Origin of the sequence: Rouxiella sp. Mn2063, assembly GCF_049319665.1 — a bacterium.
Lineage (GTDB): Bacteria > Pseudomonadota > Gammaproteobacteria > Enterobacterales > Enterobacteriaceae > JBMOUD01.
The window spans coordinates 48869-69055 of the sequence record NZ_JBMOUD010000005.1 but is presented as its reverse complement, the minus strand read 5'-3'; the positions used below and the strand labels follow the sequence as shown (position 1 = coordinate 69055).

Annotated in this window: 14 protein-coding genes; 9 read left to right on the top strand and 5 right to left on the bottom strand. The window is 50.2% G+C overall.

Annotated elements, in window-relative coordinates:
* Positions 1–54 precede the first annotated feature (54 nt).
* Together sfsA and thpR are read right to left on the bottom strand one after the other, a co-directional pair.
* Positions 55–774 carry a DNA/RNA nuclease SfsA gene (gene sfsA, locus ACL9RG_RS09755; protein WP_422792408.1) on the bottom strand — a complete coding sequence of 240 codons (720 nt, stop codon included), beginning with the start codon at positions 772–774 and terminating at the stop codon, positions 55–57.
* Positions 775–807: 33 nt separating this feature from the next.
* On the bottom strand, positions 808–1347 hold the full coding sequence (gene thpR / locus ACL9RG_RS09750; RefSeq protein WP_422792407.1) for an RNA 2',3'-cyclic phosphodiesterase: 540 nt from the start codon (positions 1345–1347) through the stop codon (positions 808–810).
* A gap of 157 nt (positions 1348–1504) precedes the next feature.
* On the opposite strand from thpR, the gene hrpB reads away from it, so the two are divergent.
* The 7 genes from hrpB to ACL9RG_RS09715 all read left to right on the top strand — a co-directional run bounded on the left by hrpB (position 1505) and on the right by ACL9RG_RS09715 (position 15116).
* Positions 1505–3946 carry an ATP-dependent helicase HrpB gene (gene hrpB / locus ACL9RG_RS09745; RefSeq protein ID WP_422792406.1) on the top strand — a complete coding sequence of 814 codons (2442 nt, stop codon included), beginning with the start codon at positions 1505–1507 and terminating at the stop codon, positions 3944–3946.
* 152 nt (positions 3947–4098) lie between these two features.
* Positions 4099–6699 carry a bifunctional glycosyl transferase/transpeptidase gene (mrcB, locus tag ACL9RG_RS09740; protein ID WP_422792405.1) on the top strand — a complete coding sequence of 867 codons (2601 nt, stop codon included), beginning with the start codon at positions 4099–4101 and terminating at the stop codon, positions 6697–6699.
* A gap of 316 nt (positions 6700–7015) precedes the next feature.
* Positions 7016–9223 carry a ferrichrome porin FhuA gene (gene fhuA, locus ACL9RG_RS09735; protein WP_422792597.1) on the top strand — a complete coding sequence of 736 codons (2208 nt, stop codon included), beginning with the start codon at positions 7016–7018 and terminating at the stop codon, positions 9221–9223.
* A gap of 63 nt (positions 9224–9286) precedes the next feature.
* Positions 9287–10093 (top strand): Fe3+-hydroxamate ABC transporter ATP-binding protein FhuC, encoded by an 807-nt coding sequence (gene fhuC / locus ACL9RG_RS09730; protein WP_422792404.1) that lies wholly within the window; start codon positions 9287–9289, stop codon positions 10091–10093.
* A 17-nt stretch (positions 10094–10110) separates the two neighbouring features.
* Positions 10111–11028, top strand: coding sequence for a Fe(3+)-hydroxamate ABC transporter substrate-binding protein FhuD (gene fhuD / locus ACL9RG_RS09725; RefSeq protein WP_422792403.1), 918 nt, complete (start codon positions 10111–10113; stop codon positions 11026–11028).
* Complete coding sequence (gene fhuB, locus ACL9RG_RS09720; protein WP_422792402.1) at positions 11025–13013, top strand: Fe(3+)-hydroxamate ABC transporter permease FhuB; 1989 nt, start codon at positions 11025–11027, stop codon at positions 13011–13013. The genes fhuD and fhuB overlap by 4 nt, the downstream gene beginning before the upstream one ends.
* 285 nt (positions 13014–13298) lie before the next feature.
* Positions 13299–15116: a DUF4153 domain-containing protein gene (locus ACL9RG_RS09715; protein WP_422792401.1), complete on the top strand. Its 1818-nt coding sequence runs from the start codon at positions 13299–13301 to the stop codon at positions 15114–15116.
* A gap of 45 nt (positions 15117–15161) precedes the next feature.
* Here the strand turns inward: ACL9RG_RS09715 and hemL are convergent, their stop codons facing one another.
* Positions 15162–16442 (bottom strand): glutamate-1-semialdehyde 2,1-aminomutase, encoded by a 1281-nt coding sequence (hemL, locus tag ACL9RG_RS09710; RefSeq protein WP_422792400.1) that lies wholly within the window; start codon positions 16440–16442, stop codon positions 15162–15164.
* A gap of 208 nt (positions 16443–16650) precedes the next feature.
* On the opposite strand from hemL, the gene clcA reads away from it, so the two are divergent.
* Both clcA and erpA read left to right on the top strand, forming a co-directional pair.
* Positions 16651–18081 carry a H(+)/Cl(-) exchange transporter ClcA gene (gene clcA, locus ACL9RG_RS09705; RefSeq protein ID WP_422792399.1) on the top strand — a complete coding sequence of 477 codons (1431 nt, stop codon included), beginning with the start codon at positions 16651–16653 and terminating at the stop codon, positions 18079–18081.
* 185 nt (positions 18082–18266) lie between these two features.
* On the top strand, positions 18267–18626 hold the full coding sequence (gene erpA, locus ACL9RG_RS09700; RefSeq protein ID WP_422792596.1) for an iron-sulfur cluster insertion protein ErpA: 360 nt from the start codon (positions 18267–18269) through the stop codon (positions 18624–18626).
* Positions 18627–18766: 140 nt separating this feature from the next.
* Here erpA and ACL9RG_RS09695 read toward each other — a convergent pair whose 3' ends face one another.
* Positions 18767–19021 (bottom strand): hypothetical protein, encoded by a 255-nt coding sequence (locus ACL9RG_RS09695; RefSeq protein WP_422792398.1) that lies wholly within the window; start codon positions 19019–19021, stop codon positions 18767–18769.
* 342 nt (positions 19022–19363) lie between these two features.
* A complete protein-coding gene (gene btuF / locus ACL9RG_RS09690) occupies positions 19364–20185 on the bottom strand; it encodes a vitamin B12 ABC transporter substrate-binding protein BtuF (RefSeq protein ID WP_422792397.1) in 822 nt (273 codons plus the stop codon).
* Positions 20186–20187: the final 2 nt, after the last annotated feature.

The window sequence follows — 20187 nt, the reverse complement described above, 5'->3', positions numbered from 1 at the left end:
AACTGTGTAATCGCACCACGGTATTTCTTCTGCTTAAGGCCTGAATTATAGGAATTATCCAACAAACTGGCTTGTGACCAGAGGTAACCGTTCTGTGAGGCGGATACCCTCAGCAGACAGTTTGGCACCGTAGCACATCACTTCGACACCTTTCTGTTGCACCTGCGTTAGTAACTCTGAATAACGCGGATCAATATGGTGTGCCGCCGAGACGGTTTCAATGCCTGAATGTAATACAGCGAAAAAAAGTATTGTTCGCTGTCCCATTTCTGCCATTCCTTGCAGCTCTCGCAAATGCTTTTGCCCACGTAAGGTCACCGCATCAGGAAAATAACCCGAACCCTGTTGCAGTAATGTGACAGATTTCACTTCAATATAGCAGTTGGGGAGACTATCTGCCTGTAGTAACAAATCTATACGGCTTTTTTCCGCACCATATGGCACTTCAGCCGTTATTTTACTGTAACCGCTTAATTCGGGAACCGACCCAGTTTCTATCGCTTCACGCACCAGTTGGTTGGCACGCAGGGTATTAACACAAATCCAATGGCCGGTCTGGGTTTCGGTTAGCTCCCAGCTATGGGCATATTTACGTTTAGGATTATCTGACGTGGAATACCACACGGTATCACCCGGCGTGGCGCAACCTGTCATCGCGCCAGTATTCGCGCAGTGCAATGTCAGCTCTTGGCCTTCTGGCGTGACAACATCAGCCAGAAAACGCTTATAACGCTTAATAAGTGTGGCTGATTGTAGTGGCGTAATGAATTGCATAAACGTGTCCCGAGGTAAGAAATGCGCAGTAAATCATTCGATGTCTGTGTGTAACGGCCAACTTTGCAGACATTTATATTGCGTGCGTCCGCGCTGATATACCGATTGATAGAGGCTGAATTCGTTGGCTGCAAAGGCCCATTTATCCGTTGCAGATGGAATGGCGACCGGTTTGGTCGCCCCGCGTAATAATGAAACATGCGGATGGAAAGGTAATGTACTTTGATGACAGCCATTACGCGCAGCGTGAGAGCGCAGCAGATCGGCCAGCTGTAATAGTGCACGCGGCGCGCGGCGGGTTCCCAGCCATACCACGCCAGAACCTGGCCAGTGCCCAACATCATCGAGCGTCAGCGATATTGCCGGTGATCGCAGGCGCCCGGCAACCTCGGTTAGCACCTGCATTTTTTTGTCACTAACGTCACCAAGAAAGGCCAGCGTCAGATGTAAATTTGCAGCGGCTATCGGCCTGCCGCTCTCGGCAGCAAAATGGGCGGCCCGCCACTGGATAATTTGTTGTTGTAAAGCCGGTTGTAGCCCCAGAGCAAAGAACAGGCGGCGTTCTGCAGACATGCGTTTTCCTTTAATACGAGACACGACAGATGGCGCCGCTATCAACATCAGGAATCGTGTCGATAGCGAGGCTAAATGCTACAATTCCTGCCGCTTTGGCACAATCTTTACAAATTGATGCCAATTTATCGCGTTATTATTTTGTCTGGAGAGCGTTTTGTCATCTTTGCCCGTGAGTGTCGTGCTTAATCAGATTCTTGATGCATTACAACATGCACCGCAGGTGTTGTTGCATGCCCCAACAGGTGCCGGGAAATCGACCTGGTTGCCGTTGCAGATCCTACAGTATGCTGGTTTTTCAGGCAAAATTCTGCTGTTGGAGCCGCGTCGACTGGCAGCGAAAAATGTCGCTTACCGTTTGGCTCAGCAGTTGGGTGAAGAGCCGGGCCAGACCGTCGGTTATCGCATGCGCGCTGAAAGCAAAACCAGCGCGGCGACGCGCCTTGAAGTGGTGACAGAAGGTATTCTGACCCGCATGGTACAGCAGGATCCTGAGCTTAACGATGTCTCTTTGGTGATCCTCGATGAATTCCATGAGCGTAGCCTACAGGCTGATTTAGCGCTGGCGCTGTTGCTCGACGTGCAACAGGGGTTACGTGAGGATTTGCGTCTGCTGATCATGTCGGCCACGTTGGATAACGCTCGGCTGCAACCGTTGTTGCCGGATGCGCCGGTGATTATCTCTGAAGGCCGCAGTTTTCCGGTGGTACGTGACTATCTTGCCTTAGCTAGTCACGAACGGCTTGAAGAAGGGGTAGCACGTATTGTGAGTCGATTAATGGCGGAAAATAGCGGGTCCATGCTGCTATTTTTGCCCGGCGTAGCGGAGATCCACCGAGTGCAGAACTTGCTAGTTGAACGGGTGAGCACTGAGATTGATCTCTGTCCGCTCTACGGCGCTCTGACATTAGATCAGCAACAAAAAGCTATCCAACCTGCGGCAACGGGTCGTCGTAAATTAGTACTGGCGACCAATATTGCTGAAACCAGTTTGACCATTGAAGGCATTCGCTTAGTGGTCGATAGCGGTCTGGAACGTAGCGCACAGTTTGACCCGCGCAGCGGTCTGACCCGTTTAGTCACTCAACGCATTAGCCAGGCATCAATGACCCAGCGGGCGGGGCGTGCCGGACGTTTAGAACCGGGTTTATGCTGGCATTTGTTCAGTAAAGATCAGGCGGAACGTGCCAGTCAGCAGGGCGAACCGGAGATCTTACATAGTGATCTCAGTAGCTTATGGTTAGAGCTATTACAGTGGGGATGTCAGGAGCCTACGCAATTGACATGGCTCGATTGTCCGTCGCCGCAGGCGTTGGCGGCAGCGAAAAGACGATTAACTGAGCTGGGAGCGCTGGACACACAGGGACGCTTGAATACGATCGGCCAGCAAATGGCTAAACTAGGATGCGATCCGCGACTGGCTGCGATGCTTGTTCATGCAGAACAACAAGGGGCTGATGCCTTGGCTACTGCCGCTATGTTGGCTGCCATTATCGAAGAACCGCCGCGCGGTGGACAGCCAGACCTCGATTATTGGCTCAGTCGCCCACAGGCTAACTGGCAACGTCGCGCCCGTCAGTGGTGCCAGCGCTTATCGCGTCATGCTAGCGGGCAAATAGACGTTTCACTGGCTCCATGGTTGTTAGCGGTAGGTTTTGCCGATCGTATTGCTCAACAGCGGGGCGTTGATGGCCGCTATCTGTTGGCGAACGGTCTTGGTGCTTCTTTATCGCCAGAAGAGGGGCTGACGCGTGCCCCTTGGCTTATTGCAGTACAGCTTTTACAGGGTAATAACAGCCCGGATGCCCGTATTTTACTTGGCATGTCGATAGATGCTTCGCAGCTTGCTGCGCGTTTGCCGCAGGTGGTGAAAGAGCAGACGGCAGTCGAATGGGATGAAGAGAAAGGCACGCTGCGTGCGTGGCGGCGTTGGCAGATTGGTCGCTTGGTATTGAAAGCAACGCCGTTAGCCAAGCCTGAAGATGAAGAATTGCAGCAGGCATTGATCGATTGGGTGCGTGGTCAAGGATTACAAGCGCTTAATTGGTCAACTCCTGCTGAGCAGCTACGTTTGAGATTGCTTTGTGCCGCAAAGTGGATACCGGAAATTGACTGGCCGCAGGTTGATGATACGACTTTATTAGAAAATCTTGAGCAATGGTTATTGCCTTCGTTGACCGGTGTTCGTACATTGCGTGCTTTACAGCAGGTTGACCTTTATGACGCATTGCTGCGCCTGCTCGATTGGAGCTTGCGTCAACGTTTAGAGTCGGTTTTACCTACGCATTATACCGTACCGACTGGCAGTAGATTACCGATCCGCTATGATAGCGAGCAGCCGCCGGTATTATCAGTGCGTTTGCAGGAAATGTTTGGCGAACAACGCAGTCCGCTACTGGCGGAAGGACGTATTGCTGTTGTGTTGGAACTGCTTTCTCCGGCACATAGACCTTTGCAGATTACCGCCGATTTGGCAGCATTCTGGCAGGGGGCGTATCGAGAAGTACAAAAAGAGATGAAAGGCCGTTACCCTAAGCACCCGTGGCCGGATTCTCCCGCGTTGGCCGTACCGACGCGCAGGACTAAAAAATACCAATGACGGTAAATGATGGCAGCCAACACCCCTACATCCTTGAAGGACGACGGGTATATTTAAGAAATATCTTGTGGTTTGCCTTAAAAGCGAAGCACAGAGTAAGCGCCGATTAACACCGCTATTTTGCAGTAATGCTGGTTTGTGGAGAGAAATGAATGTCAGGCGATGATCGCGAGCCAATAGGCCGTAAAGGTAAAACTGCACCACCGAAGCCTAAGCGCCCCCGCCCGGCTCGTAGAAGCAGGGATGATGATGATTATGACGATCGCTATGAAACTCAGGGACATGATGACGACTATGATAATGATGATAACAGTGGGGAGACGCGAATGACTCGCAAAACAGCCTCACGCAAAGGATCTAAAGCTAAGAAACCGCGCAAAAAACGCGGCTGGATAGGGCTTTTCATTAAGCTGTTTATCATCTTTGTGGTGATCATGGCCGCTTATGGCGTGTATTTGGATTCTGAAATCCGCAGCCGTATCGACGGTAAAGTGTGGCAATTGCCTGCCGCCGTTTATGGCCGCATGGTCACGCTTGAGCCGGGCACGCCATATAATGTCAAAGACATGGTTAGCCTGCTCGAAGGGACGCAATATCGTCAGGTGACGCGCATTACTCGTCCGGGCGAATTTACCGTTAAGGGCAACAACATTGATCTGCTGCGCCGTCCATTTGATTTCCCAGACGGTAAAGAAGGGCAGATTAACGCGCGCCTGATCTTCAGCAATGGGCAGCTTTCGGAGATTAAAAACCTCGACAATCAGCGAGATTTTGGCGTATTCCGCCTCGATCCACGCCTGATTACCATGTTGCAGTCACCTAATGGCGAGCAACGTCTGTTTGTACCACGCTCAGGCTTCCCTGACCTGTTAGTACAAACTCTGATTGCCACCGAAGACCGCCATTTCTATGAGCATGACGGTATCAGCCCTTATTCAATTGGTCGTGCTTTTGTCGCCAATATCACCGCCGGGCATGCAGTACAGGGCGGCAGTACGCTGACGCAACAGTTGGTTAAAAACCTGTTCCTGACCAACCAGAGAACCCTGTGGCGTAAAGCGCGTGAAGCGTACATGGCGATCCTGATGGATGGGCGCTATAGCAAAGACCGTATTCTTGAACTGTATCTGAACGAAGTCTATCTGGGACAAAGTGGCTCGGATCAGATTCGCGGTTTCCCACTGGCGAGCTTGTATTACTTTGGTCGCCCGGTTGATGAACTGAGTCTGGATCAGCAGGCCTTGCTGGTTGGTATGGTGAAAGGGGCGTCGTTGTACAACCCTTGGCGTAACCCGAAACTGGCGCTTGAGCGTCGTAACGTGGTATTGCGCCTGTTAGAAGAACAGAAAATTATCGACCAAGATTTGTATAACATGCTCAGTGCGCGTCCACTCGGCGTGCAGCCGAAAGGCGGGGTAATTTCACCTCAGCCAGCGTTTATGCAAATGGTTCGCCAAGAGCTGCAACAGAAGCTTGGCGATAAAATCACTGACCTGTCTGGGGTGAAAATTTTCACTACGCTTGACCCCGTTTCGCAGGATGCGGCGGAAAAAGCAGTAGAAGAAGGCATTCCGCAGTTACGTAAGAAGAGTGGTTTCAACGATATAGAAACTGCGATGGTAATTGTCGATCGCTACACTGGTGAAGTTCGCGCTATGGTCGGCGGTGCTGAGACGCAATTTGCTGGTTTCAACCGTGCGATGCAGGCCCGTCGTCAGGTGGGGTCATTGGCAAAACCGGCGACTTACTTAACGGCGTTAAGCGATCCGAATAAGTATCGCTTGAATACGGTGTTACCGGATCAGCCCCTTACCATTAAACTCTCTAACGGACAGACCTGGTCACCGCACAATGATGACCATCAATTCCGTGGACAAGTTCTACTGGTTGATGCATTGGCGCGTTCTATGAACGTACCTACGGTGAATTTGGGGATGGCTGTTGGGCTGACTAATATCACCAATATGCTGATTAACCTTGGTATCCCTAAAGAGTCGCTTAGCCAGACGCCATCCATGCTGTTAGGTGCGATTGCACTGACGCCGATGGAAGTGGCGCAGGAATACCAGACCATCGCCAGCGGCGGTAATAAAGCTACGCTATCAGCGGTGCGTTCGGTTATCGGTGAGGATGGCACGGTGTTGTATCAAAGCTACCCGCAGGCTCAACGAGTGATCCCAGCTCAGGCGTCTTATCTGACGCTATACGCGATGCAACAGGTTGTTGCAGAAGGTACCTCACGTGCGCTAGCAACCAAGTTTGGCAATCTGCACCTGGCAGCAAAAACCGGGACATCTAACGAACTGCGTGACAGCTGGTTCGCGGGTGTTGATGGTAATCAGGTTGCGATTACCTGGGTAGGTCGTGATAACAATGGCCCGTCAAAACTCTGGGGTTCAACCGGTGCAATGGCATTATTCAGCCGCTATCTGTCCAATGAAACACCGCAACCGTTGAATTTGCAGATGCCAGAAGATGTTAGCCTGATGAATATCGATGCTAGCGGCAACTTTGTCTGTGACGGTAATACTGGAATGTTTGGTGGTAGCAGTGCAGTCCGTAGTATTCCTGTCTGGACGACTAACCCACAGGCACTCTGCCAGTCACAACCACAGGCACAGGTGCAAGCCGCACAACAGGTGCAACAGCAGCCATCATCTTCACAGCCGGCTCAACAACAGCCGCAGAAACAGGAAGAGGGGGATGGCAAAGGTGTTCCTGGATGGATAAAAGAGATGTTTGGCAGCAACTAAAGCCAATGTATTGTTTACTACGATGAGCTAACGATTTCTTAACGGCTTGTTCATTGATAGACATAATATGCTAAGCAGTTTCTTAAAGGCGCAATGAAAATTGCGCCTTTTTTATATCCTTAAATTTCGCTGTTATTTTGTGAATTATGTTATTTAACAGCTGGATATGCCGTATTTTTGACTCGAGCTGGTTGAATTTGGCGGGCTTGCGATTTTCTAGTAATGGCATATATTATTCGCCGTCATAATAATAATTATCGTTTGCATTTCTATTGCTATTACCATTCAACGTTTAGAGATCACTAACATGTCCTTAATGCGCGCACCCGCAGTGAACTTGCCACAACGGCAGTTCGCACGTGGCAAATTGGCAATAACCATTGCTGCAGCTTTCAGTTCTTTCGCTTTCCAGGCCGTTGCGGCTGATAGCGCCGATACGGCTAAAAATGGCGATACTATTACTGTCGTCGGCAGCACGCCTGTTGCACAAGAATCAGCGTGGGGGCCAACGGCAACTATTGCTGCCAAGCACAGTGCAACGGCCACAAAAACTGATACACCACTGGTTAAAACGCCGCAGTCGGTATCGGTCGTGACGCGCCAAGAGATGGATATGCGCCAGCCAGATACGGTGAAGCAAGCGCTGAATATGACGCCGGGTGTGTTCGCTAGCCGTGGTAGTTCTAGTACTTATGATTTCATTGCGATTCGCGGTATTACACCGACCGGCATCAATCAATATCTCGATGGTATTAAGTTACAGGGGGATTTCTATTCTGAAGCCTCAATCGACCCTTATATGCTTGAGCGCGTAGAAGTTCTGCGTGGCCCGGCTTCAGTACTGTATGGCAAAAGCAGCCCTGGTGGCGTGGTAAGTATGGTGAGTAAGCGCCCAACTACCGAACCATTGAAAGAAGTACAATTCAAAATGGGCAGTGATAATCTGTTCCAGACCGGTTTTGATTTTAGCGATGCGATTGATGATGCAGGCGTTTATTCATATCGTCTAACAGGCCTGGCTCGCAGTGCCGATAGTCAGCAATTACTGGCGAAAGAGAAGCGCTATGCCATCGCGCCATCGTTTAGCTGGCGACCAGATGATAAAACCAATTTTACTTTCCTGAGTAACTTCCAAAACGATCCGCAAACGGGATTCTATGGTTGGACACCACGCCAAGGTTCTGTGGTGCCTTATGTCGATGCTAACGGCAACTCACACAAACTGTCGACCAACTTTACCGATAGCGACACCGGCCAAAAATATTCCCGTAACCAGAAAATGGTGGGATACAGCTTTGACCATAGCTTTAACGATACCTGGTCGGTGCATCAGAATCTGCGCTATACGAAAATTTCGGGCTATGACCTTGGTGTTTATAACACCGGCTTCGTTTCCCCTGGCGTTCTTGGCCGCGGCTCTCTTAGCTCGATAGAAAATCTGAATAACTTTGATGTTGATACCCAGGCGCAGGCGAAATTTAACACCGCCGGTATTGATCATACGCTGCTGGTTGGCCTTGATTATATGCGCATGCGTAACGACGTTAATGCCGAATATGGCACGGCGAGCAATCTCAATTTGCTCAACCCGCAGTATGGCAACCCGAATGTCGTCGGAACCTTTGCCTATAATATCCTCGATCGTCAGGAGCAGACGGGGGCTTATTTGCAAGAACAGGCCGAGTGGAATAAATGGGTGCTGACCGCCGGTGGTCGTTTTGATTACGCCAAAACCTCAACCTTCGATCGCAACGCGAATACGCTTGCAGTCAACAATAACCACCAGTTTACCTGGCGCGGTGGCTTGAACTATCTGTTCGATAATGGGATTTCACCTTACTTTAGCTATAGCCAATCGTTCGAGCCGCAAACCGGGGCTGATATTAATGCCAAGCCGTTTGACCCGGCTCACGGTGAGCAGTATGAGGCGGGTGTTAAATATATTCCGAAAGATCGCCCTATCAGCCTGACTGCCGCCGTCTTTAATTTGACTGAAAATAATCTGAAAACGACGGATCCAACCAATCCTGCTTTCTCAATTCAAACCGGTAAAATTCGCTCACGTGGTGTCGAGCTTGAGGCTAAAGCGGCAGTTAACGCCAATGTTAATCTGATTGCTTCTTATACTTACACCGACGCGCAGTATATTCAGGACTACAACTGGCAAGGCAAACAACCGGTTGAAGTGCCGCGTCATATGGCTTCTCTGTGGGCAGATTATACCTTCCATGAAACGGAGCTTAGCGGGTTGACTCTTGGCTCGGGTGTGCGTTATATCGGCTCTTCATCAAGCTTCTACGCCGACGGACCTCAAATCAATCAGACCTTCTCTGTAGCCAGTTATGCACTGGTTGATGCCACTCTAAAATATGACCTGGCTCGTTTTGGCATGCCAGGATCATCAATTGGATTAAATGTGAATAACCTGCTGAATCGTCAATACGTTTCTAGCTGTTATAGCAGTAACGCCTGTTACTGGGGGGCTGAACGTGAGGTTGTAGCAACCGCGACCTTCCGTTTCTGATCCGCAATTTTATCATCAACAAACGGGTACGCTGCTGAGTACCCGTTTTATCAGTAGGTCGCGATGCAACATTCTAAACAACAAGCACAAGGTGACAACAGCACCTTCCAACTGCAACAGGTCAGTTTTACGGTACCAGGTCGCACCTTGCTGGCACCGTTGTCTCTGAGTTTCCCACAAGGCAAAGTTTGCGGCTTAATTGGTCATAATGGCTCGGGGAAATCAACACTGCTGAAGATGCTTGGACGTCATCAGTCGGCAAGTGCTGGGGAGATTCTGCTAAACGATGTGCCCGTTGCACAGTGGGACAGCAAGGCCTTTGCCCGTCAGGTGGCCTATTTGCCACAACAGTTGCCCGCTGCTGAAGGGATGACGGTACAAGAGCTGGTCGCGATTGGCCGCTATCCGTGGCACGGTGCATTGGGGCGTTTTCGCCAGCAGGATCGCGATAAAGTGCAGCAGGCGATAGAACAGGTTGGCTTGGCACCTTTCGCGCAGCGTTTGGTCGATAGTTTGTCCGGTGGTGAGCGTCAGCGCGCCTGGCTGGCAATGATGGTGGCACAAGATAGTCGTTGCCTGTTACTCGATGAGCCAACATCAGCGCTGGATATTGCTCATCAGGTTGATGTGCTGGCGTTGATACAACGGCTCAGCCATGAACAAGGGCTAACGGTGATTGCTGTACTGCACGATATCAATATGGCTGCGCGTTATTGCGACCATCTGGTGGCGTTGCGCGGTGGTGAAATGATTGCCCAAGGATCGCCACTGGAGATGATGCAAGGCAACGTGCTGGAAAGCGTTTACGGGATACCGATGGGAACCGTACCGCATCCGTCCGGTGGTGCACCGGTGAGTTTTGTTTTGTAGTGATATTTAAGAGCTGTATGTCAAAAAAACCTCTCACAACGATGCCGATTTTTTCTGGCATCAGCCGTCGCCGTCTGTTGCAGGCGTTGGCGCTATCACCGTTGTTATCGACCTGGCCTGCGTTGGCGGCCAGTCGTCCTGATTTACAGCGAATTATTGCGCTTGAATGGCTACCCGCCGAACTATTAATGGCATTGGGCGTGGTCCCCATGGCGATAGCGGATACCCACGATTATCAGGTTTGGGTAAAAGAGCCCGCGCTACCGGCCAGCGTGATTAACGTGGGGCAGCGCACCGAGCCGAATATGGAGCTGATGCAACAACTCGAGCCATCATTGTTACTGATCTCCCGAGAATATGGCCCGAACAATAGCCAATTAACGCCAATTGCGCCGGTATTGATGTTGACCGCCAATGACGGTACCGGCAAACCGCTGCAACAATCGATTCGTTCGCTTAATTTATTGGCGACACATCTGGCGTTGCCACAACGCGCCGCTGAACATATTGCTCGCTATCATGCCTTGTTAGAACAAACCCGTTTGCGGGTACAGGCTGCGGCGGCTAAACCGCTGTTGTTGATCACCTTTTTGGATACACGCCATGTGCTGGTTTTTGGGGCCAATAGCTTGTTTCAGGAAGTGATGGACGACGTGGGCTTGACCAACGCCTGGCAAGAGGAAACCAGCTTTTGGGGAAGTATCTCCATTGGTATTGAACGCTTAGCGGCAATAAAAGATGCGCATGTCTTGTGCTTTGATCACGACAGTCGCGATATTGTGGCGCAGGTTTCCCGCACGCCGTTGTGGCAGTCCTTGTCTTTTGTGCGCAGCAACCAATTTAGTGTAGTGCCTGCGGTTTGGTATTACGGTTCGACCTTTAGCGCCATGCGCTTTTGCCATCTGTTATCTGACCTACTGGGTAAACCCGCATGATTCGCCGTTCCTTTATTTTCCCTGTGGGCTTGTTAGTCCTGTTGGTACTGCTATCGCTGGCAATGACCTTCTCCAACTTACAGCATCAATTACCGGTCTCATTGTGGTCAGGCGCGTTATGGCAGCCGAATATCGATGATGTGCGTCAGATGGTATTCCACTACAGCATGTTGCCGCGTATTGCGGTTGCGCTATTAGCCGGCGCCAGCCTCGGCTTAGTTGGCCTGCTGTTTCAGCAGGTGTTACGTAACCCGTTGGCAGAACCGGCAACCTTGGGCGTGTCTGCCGGTGCTCAGCTTGGGCTGACGGTTGCGACATTATGGGCGCTGCCAGGGGGTGAACTGACGTTGCAATTTGCGGCGATGATCGGTGCTATCGTCGTCGGCTTACTCGTATTTGGTATTGCCTGGGGTAAGCGCCTATCGCCGGTCACGCTGATCTTGGCCGGTTTGGTCTTAGGGCTGTACTGTGGCGCGGTGAATAATCTATTTGGGCTGTTCCATTATCAACAATTACAAAGCTTGTTTATGTGGAGCAGCGGTTCGTTGAACCAGCAGGACTGGAGTCAGGCGAGCTTCCTGTTGCCACGATTGATCATTGTTTGGTTGTTGGCTTTCTTATTGCAGCGCCCAATGACCTTGCTTGGGCTTGATGATGGCGTGGCTAAAAACCTCGGACTGGGATTATCTGCCGCGCGATTAGCGGTACTGAGTTTAGCGATTTTAATGAGCGCGCAACTGGTGAATGCGGTAGGCATTATTGGTTTTATCGGCCTGTTTGCACCGTTGCTGGCAAAAATGCTGGGTGCCCGACGATTAACCACTCGCTTGTTACTCGCGCCGTTGATTGGGGCGTTGTTGCTATGGCTGACCGACCAAATCATGCAGTGGTTAACGCTGGTATGGCAGGAGATCCCAACCGGTGCCGCCACGGCTTTGATCGGCGCGCCCCTGTTACTTATTCTGCTGCCGCGTTTGCGTCATAGCATGGCACCGCCGCCAATGAATCAAGGCGATCGGGTGCCTAATGAACGGCAATCTATCGTCAACTGGAGCCTGTTAGGATTATTGGCGCTGTTAGCTATCGTTGTGGTTGCATTGATGTTAGGTCGCAATAGCGTCAGCTGGCATTGGGCGACGGGGCAACAGTTTGAGGCACTGCTGCCGTGGCGGCTACCGCGCGTACTAGCAGCATTAGCCGCCGGTATCATGCTCGCGTCATCTGGCGTATTGATTCAAAAGCTGACCGGAAATCCGATGGCCAGCCCGGAAGTGTTAGGTATTAGCTCTGGTGCGGCTTTCGGTGTTGTTATGATGCTATTTCTGGTGCCAGGAGACGCTTTTGTCTGGTTACTACCGGCAGGGAGTGCTGGCGCTGCGTTAACGTTGCTTGTGGTCATGCTGGCATCGGGCTTACAGCGTTTCTCACCAGAACGTATGTTGCTTAGTGGTATCGCATTGAGCACCGCGTTTAGCACCTTAGTCTCGTTGTTACTGGCAAGCGGCGATCCGCGTATGGGAACCTTGCTGACCTGGTTATCCGGCTCGACCTATTCAGTTACCGCAGAACAAGCGTGGCGCACTGCTGCCATTGCGGTGGTACTCATGCTGTTAGTACCTTTGTGCCGTCGTTGGGTGAATGTATTACCTCTTGGCAGCGTAACGTCCCGCTCGGTGGGATTAGCGCTGACGCCAACACGTATGGCAATCCTGCTGTTGGCCGCGATGATGACGGCGGCGGCAACTTTAACGGTTGGGCCGCTCAGCTTTATCGGTTTGATGGCTCCGCATATGGCGCGCATGTTGGGTTTCCGTCGTGCGATGCCGCAATGGGCCATTGCCAGCATTCTGGGAGGAGTGCTAATGGTCTTGGCCGACTGGCTTGGCAGAATGATCGCCTTCCCAGAGCAGATCCCCGCAGGGCTGTTGGCCACCTTTATTGGCGCGCCTTATTTTATTTACTTACTTCGTCGGCAGGCCAGTTAGCATTCAGGCTCCTTTCTGGAGTCTGGAGTTTGATGACAACGTTGTCTTCGATATCGAGATACACGGGCCTAGTAATGCTAGGGGCGCTCCGGCGAGCAGGCTCGCTACGACCCCAACGCCTTACTTTCCCTAATAACCGACTTTGTCAGCACTCTGAGGGCTCCTTTCTGGAGCCTGTTGTTTATCTATCGCTAGTTAATTAAAGAGTTTTTAGCAGGTTATTCGGGGATCTCTTATACTGACCAAAATTTATAGGTTTATTTTTATATTTTTGGAGAGTCACGGATGTCTCAATTTGATTCTACAGGCAGCAGTGCCATACCATCTGTTCCCTTATCTAGCCGCTGGTTGATTATCGCAATCTGTCTGCTGCATGGGGGACTGTTATATTTCTTTATCTCTGCCGGAAGTTCTCAAACGCTTGAGAATACGGCGCGCACGATTTATGGGCAAACGCTGGCGTTAACTTTGCCTTTGCTATTCGCTTTATCGTTGGTCAGATTGAATGATCGCCGCTTTTGGGGCGGGATGGCATTGCTCACCATTGCATTAGTCGGGCTGGCCGCTTGGGCAAACAGCAATGTTTTAGGCATGCCTCAAGATGGCGTTATTTTTCCCTTTTATCTTTGCCTGAGCTTATTGGTGTTCTTCATTCTGCCGTGGCTACAGGTGCAAGCTTTCCCGTCAGCAACACGTTATCGCTACGCCAATCTGGCTGCTTGTTACGGGCAAAATATTCTTTGTGCCATGCTCACCGGATTGTTAGTGCTGATGTCATTGGCTGTGATGTCGCTGTGTGCAGCATTGTTCGGCCTGATTGGCATTAAATATTTCCATGAGTTGCTCTTCTCTACGCCATGGTTTACCTGGATGGTTTATGGCGTGATGCTCGGCATTAGCGTGGTCTTTTGCCGTACGCAATCTGCATTGATTGATAACACGAAAAACATCTTCCGCTTTATTCTCAAGGGGTTGTTACCTCTTGTATCTTTTGTCTCCCTGATCTTCTTATTCGCGTTGCCATTTACCGGGCTAAAAGTGTTATCTGAAGCGTGGTCAGCGGCCAGATTGCTGGTGACGATGGCGATAATTTTACTGCTGCTGGTCAATATAGTGCGCCAGACCGATAGTCCTGATAAGCCTTATCTGCCAGCGGTTCGTTTGATGGTGAATGCCTCTATCCTGCTGCTGCCTATCTATGCGGTTTTAGCGTTGTATGCATCGGGACTGCGTATTTCACAATACGGCTGGACGCCTTCTCGGGTTTGGGGCGTGTTGATTATCGTGATGACATTGCTTACCTCGATTTGCTATAGCCTTGCCGTAATCGATAAGCGTCCAGATTGGCTGCCTCGTATAACACAGTTCAATAAACCGCTGTCATTGCTGGTGGTGCTACTGATCGTTGCGGTCAATAGCCCGCTGCTCGATCCTTATCGGATCAGCGTCAATAGTCAGATGGCTCGCTTGGATCAGGGAGAGGTAGAAGCACAAGATTTTGATCTGAGAATGCTCAGTTTTGATACCGGTCGTCGGGGCCATGAAGCGTTAACCGAATTGCTCCAGCATCCTGATTTTGTCGATGATCCCAAGCTGCTGGTTACAGTAAAGAATGCGATTGCACAGACCTCACAATGGGGGGCGTCAGCGCAGGATGATGCCGAAGCGTTTGCGAAAAACTACCGTGTTGAGGATGCTAAAAAGGTTATCCAGGTCGCTAAGGGATCTACACAACCTGAAGAGCTATGGTGGAAGAGTCTGCCTGAATTGGAAGAGTATCATCGTGATTTACAACAGTGTTTTAGCGTACCTGATGCCTGTATTGTCAATGCGGTGGATTTGAATAATGACAAACAGAAAGAACAATTTTTCTGTGATACTTCCGATTCTTCTGCCATCGATTGTCGTATCTATGCGAAACGCTCTGGTAAGTGGGCGGTGCTAGGCCGCGTGTATCTCTATTCAGAAAATGGTACGACGAATGAAGAACTTGTTGATGCACTTCGCAACGGAAAAGTTAAGCCGCTGCCGCGTCGTTGGGCTGATGTCGAGATTCAGGGCAAACGACAAGTGATTAATTACGATGAGGACCAGATTGACTAGTGTGGAAAAGGAGGCCCCAATTGGGGCCTCAGACGATTAGTGAACTTACAGCTTAGCGAAACAGCGTGCTGCCGCGTCGATAGTTTTCTGGATATCTTCTGATGTGTGCGCTACTGACATAAAGCCTGCCTCAAACGCTGAAGGAGCCAGATATACGCCTTCTTCTAACATCAAATGGAAGAAACGTTTGAAACGCTCAACGTCGCATTTCATTACGTCCTGATAGCTGGTCACGCTCGCGGCATCGGTGAAGAACAGGCCAAACATGCCGCCAACGCGGTTCACCACAAACGGAATATTTGCCGCTTTTGCTGCTGCTAGTAAGCCATCGGCCAACTGGGCAGTCAGTTCGGTCAGTTTCTGATGTACACCAGACTCGGCAACCTGAGTCAAACAGGCAATACCGGCAGCCATTGCTATTGGGTTGCCAGATAAAGTACCGGCTTGATATACCGGGCCGGTTGGCGCCAGCGCATTCATTACATCGCGGCGTCCGCCGAATGCGCCTACAGGCATGCCGCCGCCGATGATTTTACCCAGGCAAGTCAAATCTGGCTTCACGTGATAATGTTCTTGAGCACCACCGAGCGCTACGCGGAAACCGGTCATCACTTCGTCGATAATCAGCAGCGCACCAAATTCATCACACAAGGCACGCAGGCCCGGCAAGAATTCTGGCAGTGGCGGCACGCAGTTCATATTTCCCGCGACCGGCTCAACGATAATACAGGCAACATCTTGCGGATATTGTTCGAATACCGTGCGCACGGAATCGAGATCGTTATAGGTGCAGGTTAGCGTGTGTTTGGCAAAATCAGCCGGAACGCCCGGAGAGTTAGGCTGACCGAGCGTTAATGCCCCGGAACCGGCTTTGACTAACAGACAGTCTGCGTGTCCGTGATAACAACCTTCGAATTTGATGATTTTATCGCGATGTGTGAAACCACGCGCCAGACGAATTGCGCTCATAGTGGCTTCGGTACCGGAGTTGACCATACGAACCATGTCCATGCTTGGCACCAGCTTGGTCACCAATTCGGCCATCGTGACTTCCATTTCGGTCGGTGCGCCAAAGCTCAGACCGCGTTGCGCTGCTTCAACTACAGCATCACGAATCTTGGCATTATTATGCCCGAGCACCATTGGCCCCCAGGAACCGACGTAATCAATATAGGACTTGCCATCGGCATCGTACAAAAAGGCACCGTCTGCACGTTCAATGAATAATGGCACGCCACCGACGCCAGAGAAGGCGCGAACTGGCGAGTTAACGCCGCCGGGGATCAGTTTTTGTGCCTGGGAAAATAGATTTTCTGACTTACTCATTACCTTGCTCCTGGAAATACGGGCGATAGATTGAATCGAATGGCGTCTATTCTAGTGAACTGAGCGGCGTTATGAAATCTTTCCAGCCCGATAACCACATTCTGCTACACAAAAGTCGCTATGGGTTGCCAGAGAGTTTCTGTCGATGGCACAAATTATATGCTTAAATCATCCTCCTTCTTTTCTCGATAGCCGATAACTAACTGCAATGACCACTGAATCTGAGTCTGTATCTGCCCCTATTTCTAGCAAATTCGCTAAACGTCGCCGAAGTAGCGAGGTACTCGCGCAGTTTTTACGTCGCGATAAAACGCCGGTAGCTATCTTACTGGTTGCTGGATTGGTAGGGATTTTGGCCGGCCTGTTCGGTGTTGCTTTTGAACATGCTGTTAACTGGGTGCAAAATTTACGATTGTCTGCCCTTGAAAGCGTCGCGGGGAGGGCGGTGCTGCTCTGGCCGCTGGCGTTTATTGCTTCAGCATTACTGGCGATGTTTGGTTACTATCTGGTGCGCCGCTTTGCCCCAGAAGCGGGGGGATCAGGGATACCTGAAATTGAAGGTGCGCTAGAAGAGTTGCGTCCAGTTCGTTGGTGGCGGGTTTTGCCGGTGAAGTTTTTAGGCGGGATGGGAACCTTAGGAGCTGGCATGGTGCTAGGGCGTGAAGGACCCACGGTTCAGATGGGCGCGAATCTGGGTAAAATGCTGGTGGATATCTTCAAAATGCGCAGCGCCGAAGCGCGTCACTCTTTACTGGCAACCGGAGCCGCCGCCGGACTTTCTGCAGCATTCAATGCACCGTTGGCCGGGATACTCTTTGTTATTGAAGAGATGCGCTTACAGTTTCGCTATAGCCTGATTTCGGTCAAAGCGGTGTTTATCGGCGTGATCATGTCGAGCATTGTTTACCGGTTATTTAATGGTGAGCGAGCAGTGATCGATATGGGCATATTGACCAACGTTAAAATGAATACCTTTTGGTTGTATCTGGTTCTGGGAATGCTTTTCGGTATGGTTGGTGTTGGTTTTAATGCCTTGATATTCCGAATCCAAGACGGTTTTTCTCGCCTGCACGGAGGAAAGCTAGGCAAGATATTACTTATTGGCGGTGTTTTAGGGGGCATTTGTGGGCTGCTTGGAATACTCCAACCGGAACTCGTCGGTGGTGGTTTCTCTCTGATCCCATTAGCAGCAGCCGGTAAATACAGTTTAGGTATGCTGCTATTTATCTTCATCGCCAGAATCATAACCACCTTATTATGTTTTGCCTCTGGCGCACCTGGCGGTATTTTTGCTCCGATGCTGGCGCTTGGTACATTGTTGGGCACGGCTTTTGGCGTGGCGGCAGCGGCGTGGTTTCCACAATATGCCATTCAGCCGGGCACATTTGCGATTGCGGGAATGGGCGCGCTTTTTGCCGCTACGGTGCGAGCACCCTTGACCGGTATTGTATTAGTACTGGAGATGACGGAGAACTATCAGCTAATTCTGCCGATGATTATCACCTGTTTGGGGGCGACATTACTGGCACAGTTTCTGGGTGGAAAGCCCTTGTATTCTGCTATTTTAACCCGCACTTTACATAAACAAGAGCGAGATCAGGCTGAGGCTGCAGCACGTGAAATGGCGAAATCGCAGTGATAAGGGTTTTGGGTTACGGCACTAAAGTAGCAAATAAGTGCGAAAATAAGCAGGACGAAGCCATAAAAGCGGGTCATACTTGAACCTAAGATACATGTATTAGATAATCAGTTCATTCTTCAGACAGTCAATCCGGCAGCCTGAAAAGAACACGGATTGGAGTAAAAATTATGAGTGAAGCGATGATGAGTGATGCCGTACCTGCTGAAATCAGTGCATTGCCCCTGCAATTTACTGAGGCCGCGGCTCATAAGGTGAAGAACCTGATTTCTGACGAAGAAAACCCAGACTTGAAACTGCGTGTTTATATCACCGGCGGTGGTTGCAGCGGTTTCCAATACGGTTTCACTTTCGATGATAAAATTAACGATGGTGACATGACCATTGAGAAATCAGGGGTGGCGCTGGTTGTTGACCCAATGAGTCTGCAATATTTAGTCGGTGGTTCTGTTGATTACACCGAAGGATTGGAAGGATCGCGTTTCATCGTGACCAACCCTAACGCTAAAACCACCTGTGGTTGTGGTTCTTCATTTAGTATCTGATTTGACTGGCGTAATTGTTGCTTAACCCAGCGGCATAAACCAGTGACATACCCCACAATAAAAAAAACCGTCTGCCAAAAGCACACGGTTTTTTTTATTGTGGGGTGAACACGCCCATTATGTAAGTACTCACGGATGATTTACCACTCTAAGGTTATCAAACTGGTATCAACGGCGATCCCGGGTGCTCCTTTAAGAATAACTTTAGAAATATGGGGTTGGTTCTGATGTTGTTGATTATTTCCCGCACAAGATACGGCAGGGTTATTGTCTGCAATATCGATTCGGCAACTAGGCAAAATAGTGAGACTAACGCCTATCTGACCAACGGTGGAGCCTGCGATTGCAGACAATGGGCTAAGCGCTAGCAACGCGCAAAGTAATGCGTTTCTCATGGTTTTATCCAAATGGTGTTAAAAGATGGGGCTCAATAGGGAATATCGGTCAAAGTTGTTATTTGCTTTAATTAAGAATTCGGATATAGGAATTAATTTATCAGCTATTTTTTGCAGAAAAAATCAACGGCACTTCTTCTTACTTGTTTCTGCTGATTTCGAATTCATACTCTGTCTAAAACACAATTGACCATTTTAACACCAGATTTTAGCCTCGGTGCACAGGATTAATCCTATATAGTAACGACCGGTGATAAATTGATTTGGCACAACATTTAACCGTTTAGTGGTTTTTTAGTATGGGGGTTGTTTTTATTTAGCAGGTGGTGTGTGAGTATTTGCTTACTTGTTAATTCTTGATTTATCTAGCTTTAAGCAGAGTTGTTGTGCTGCAAGCATGATTCTAGGGCCAGCGCGGCTGAACCAATCAGGATTGAGAGCGATGATGGGTAAGTTGAGTGCAGGTTTCCAGAAGGCTGAAATATCTTGCGCCTGTTGTTGGCTTCCTGTGATGACAATAGCCTGAGGATGACGCATCAATACTTGTTCGCGGCTGACTTGCGGCCAAGGCACGTGGCTATCTGCAAACACATTTTTTCCTCCGCAAAGCGTCACGATTTGGCTGTGCAAAGTAGCCGAGCCGGCGGTAAAGAGTGGCTGCGTACCAAACTGGATAAACACCGGGACTGGAGTGCGCCGGGCAAAACGAGCCACTAGTGCTTGTTGCTGCTGTCTTATCTGTTCTGCGGTTTGGGTGGCTAACTGCGGCGTGGCGCTATAAGTTGCCAATTGGTCGAGTGCTTGTGCGACCTGTTCGATAGTTTGTGGATCTAAATACAGTACTTTGATGCCAAATGAGGCTAGTTGATCCAGTGGTCGCTGAGGGTTACCACCGCGCCAGGCCAGAATCAAATCAGGCTTCAATGCTAAAATTCGCTCGACGTTGACGCCTTGCCAGTTGGCAACTTGTTCTATGCGTTTTGCCGCAGAGGGATAATCGGAGTAAGCACTAACTCCCACTAGTTTATCCCCGATACCTGCGGCAAAGGCCATTTCGGTCAGATTCGGAGCCAGACTTACTACACGCTGTGCAATTTGCGCTGTGGCGACCAATGGCAACCACAGCACCAGCAGGCAGACTATCCACCGAATTGGCAAGAGCATGC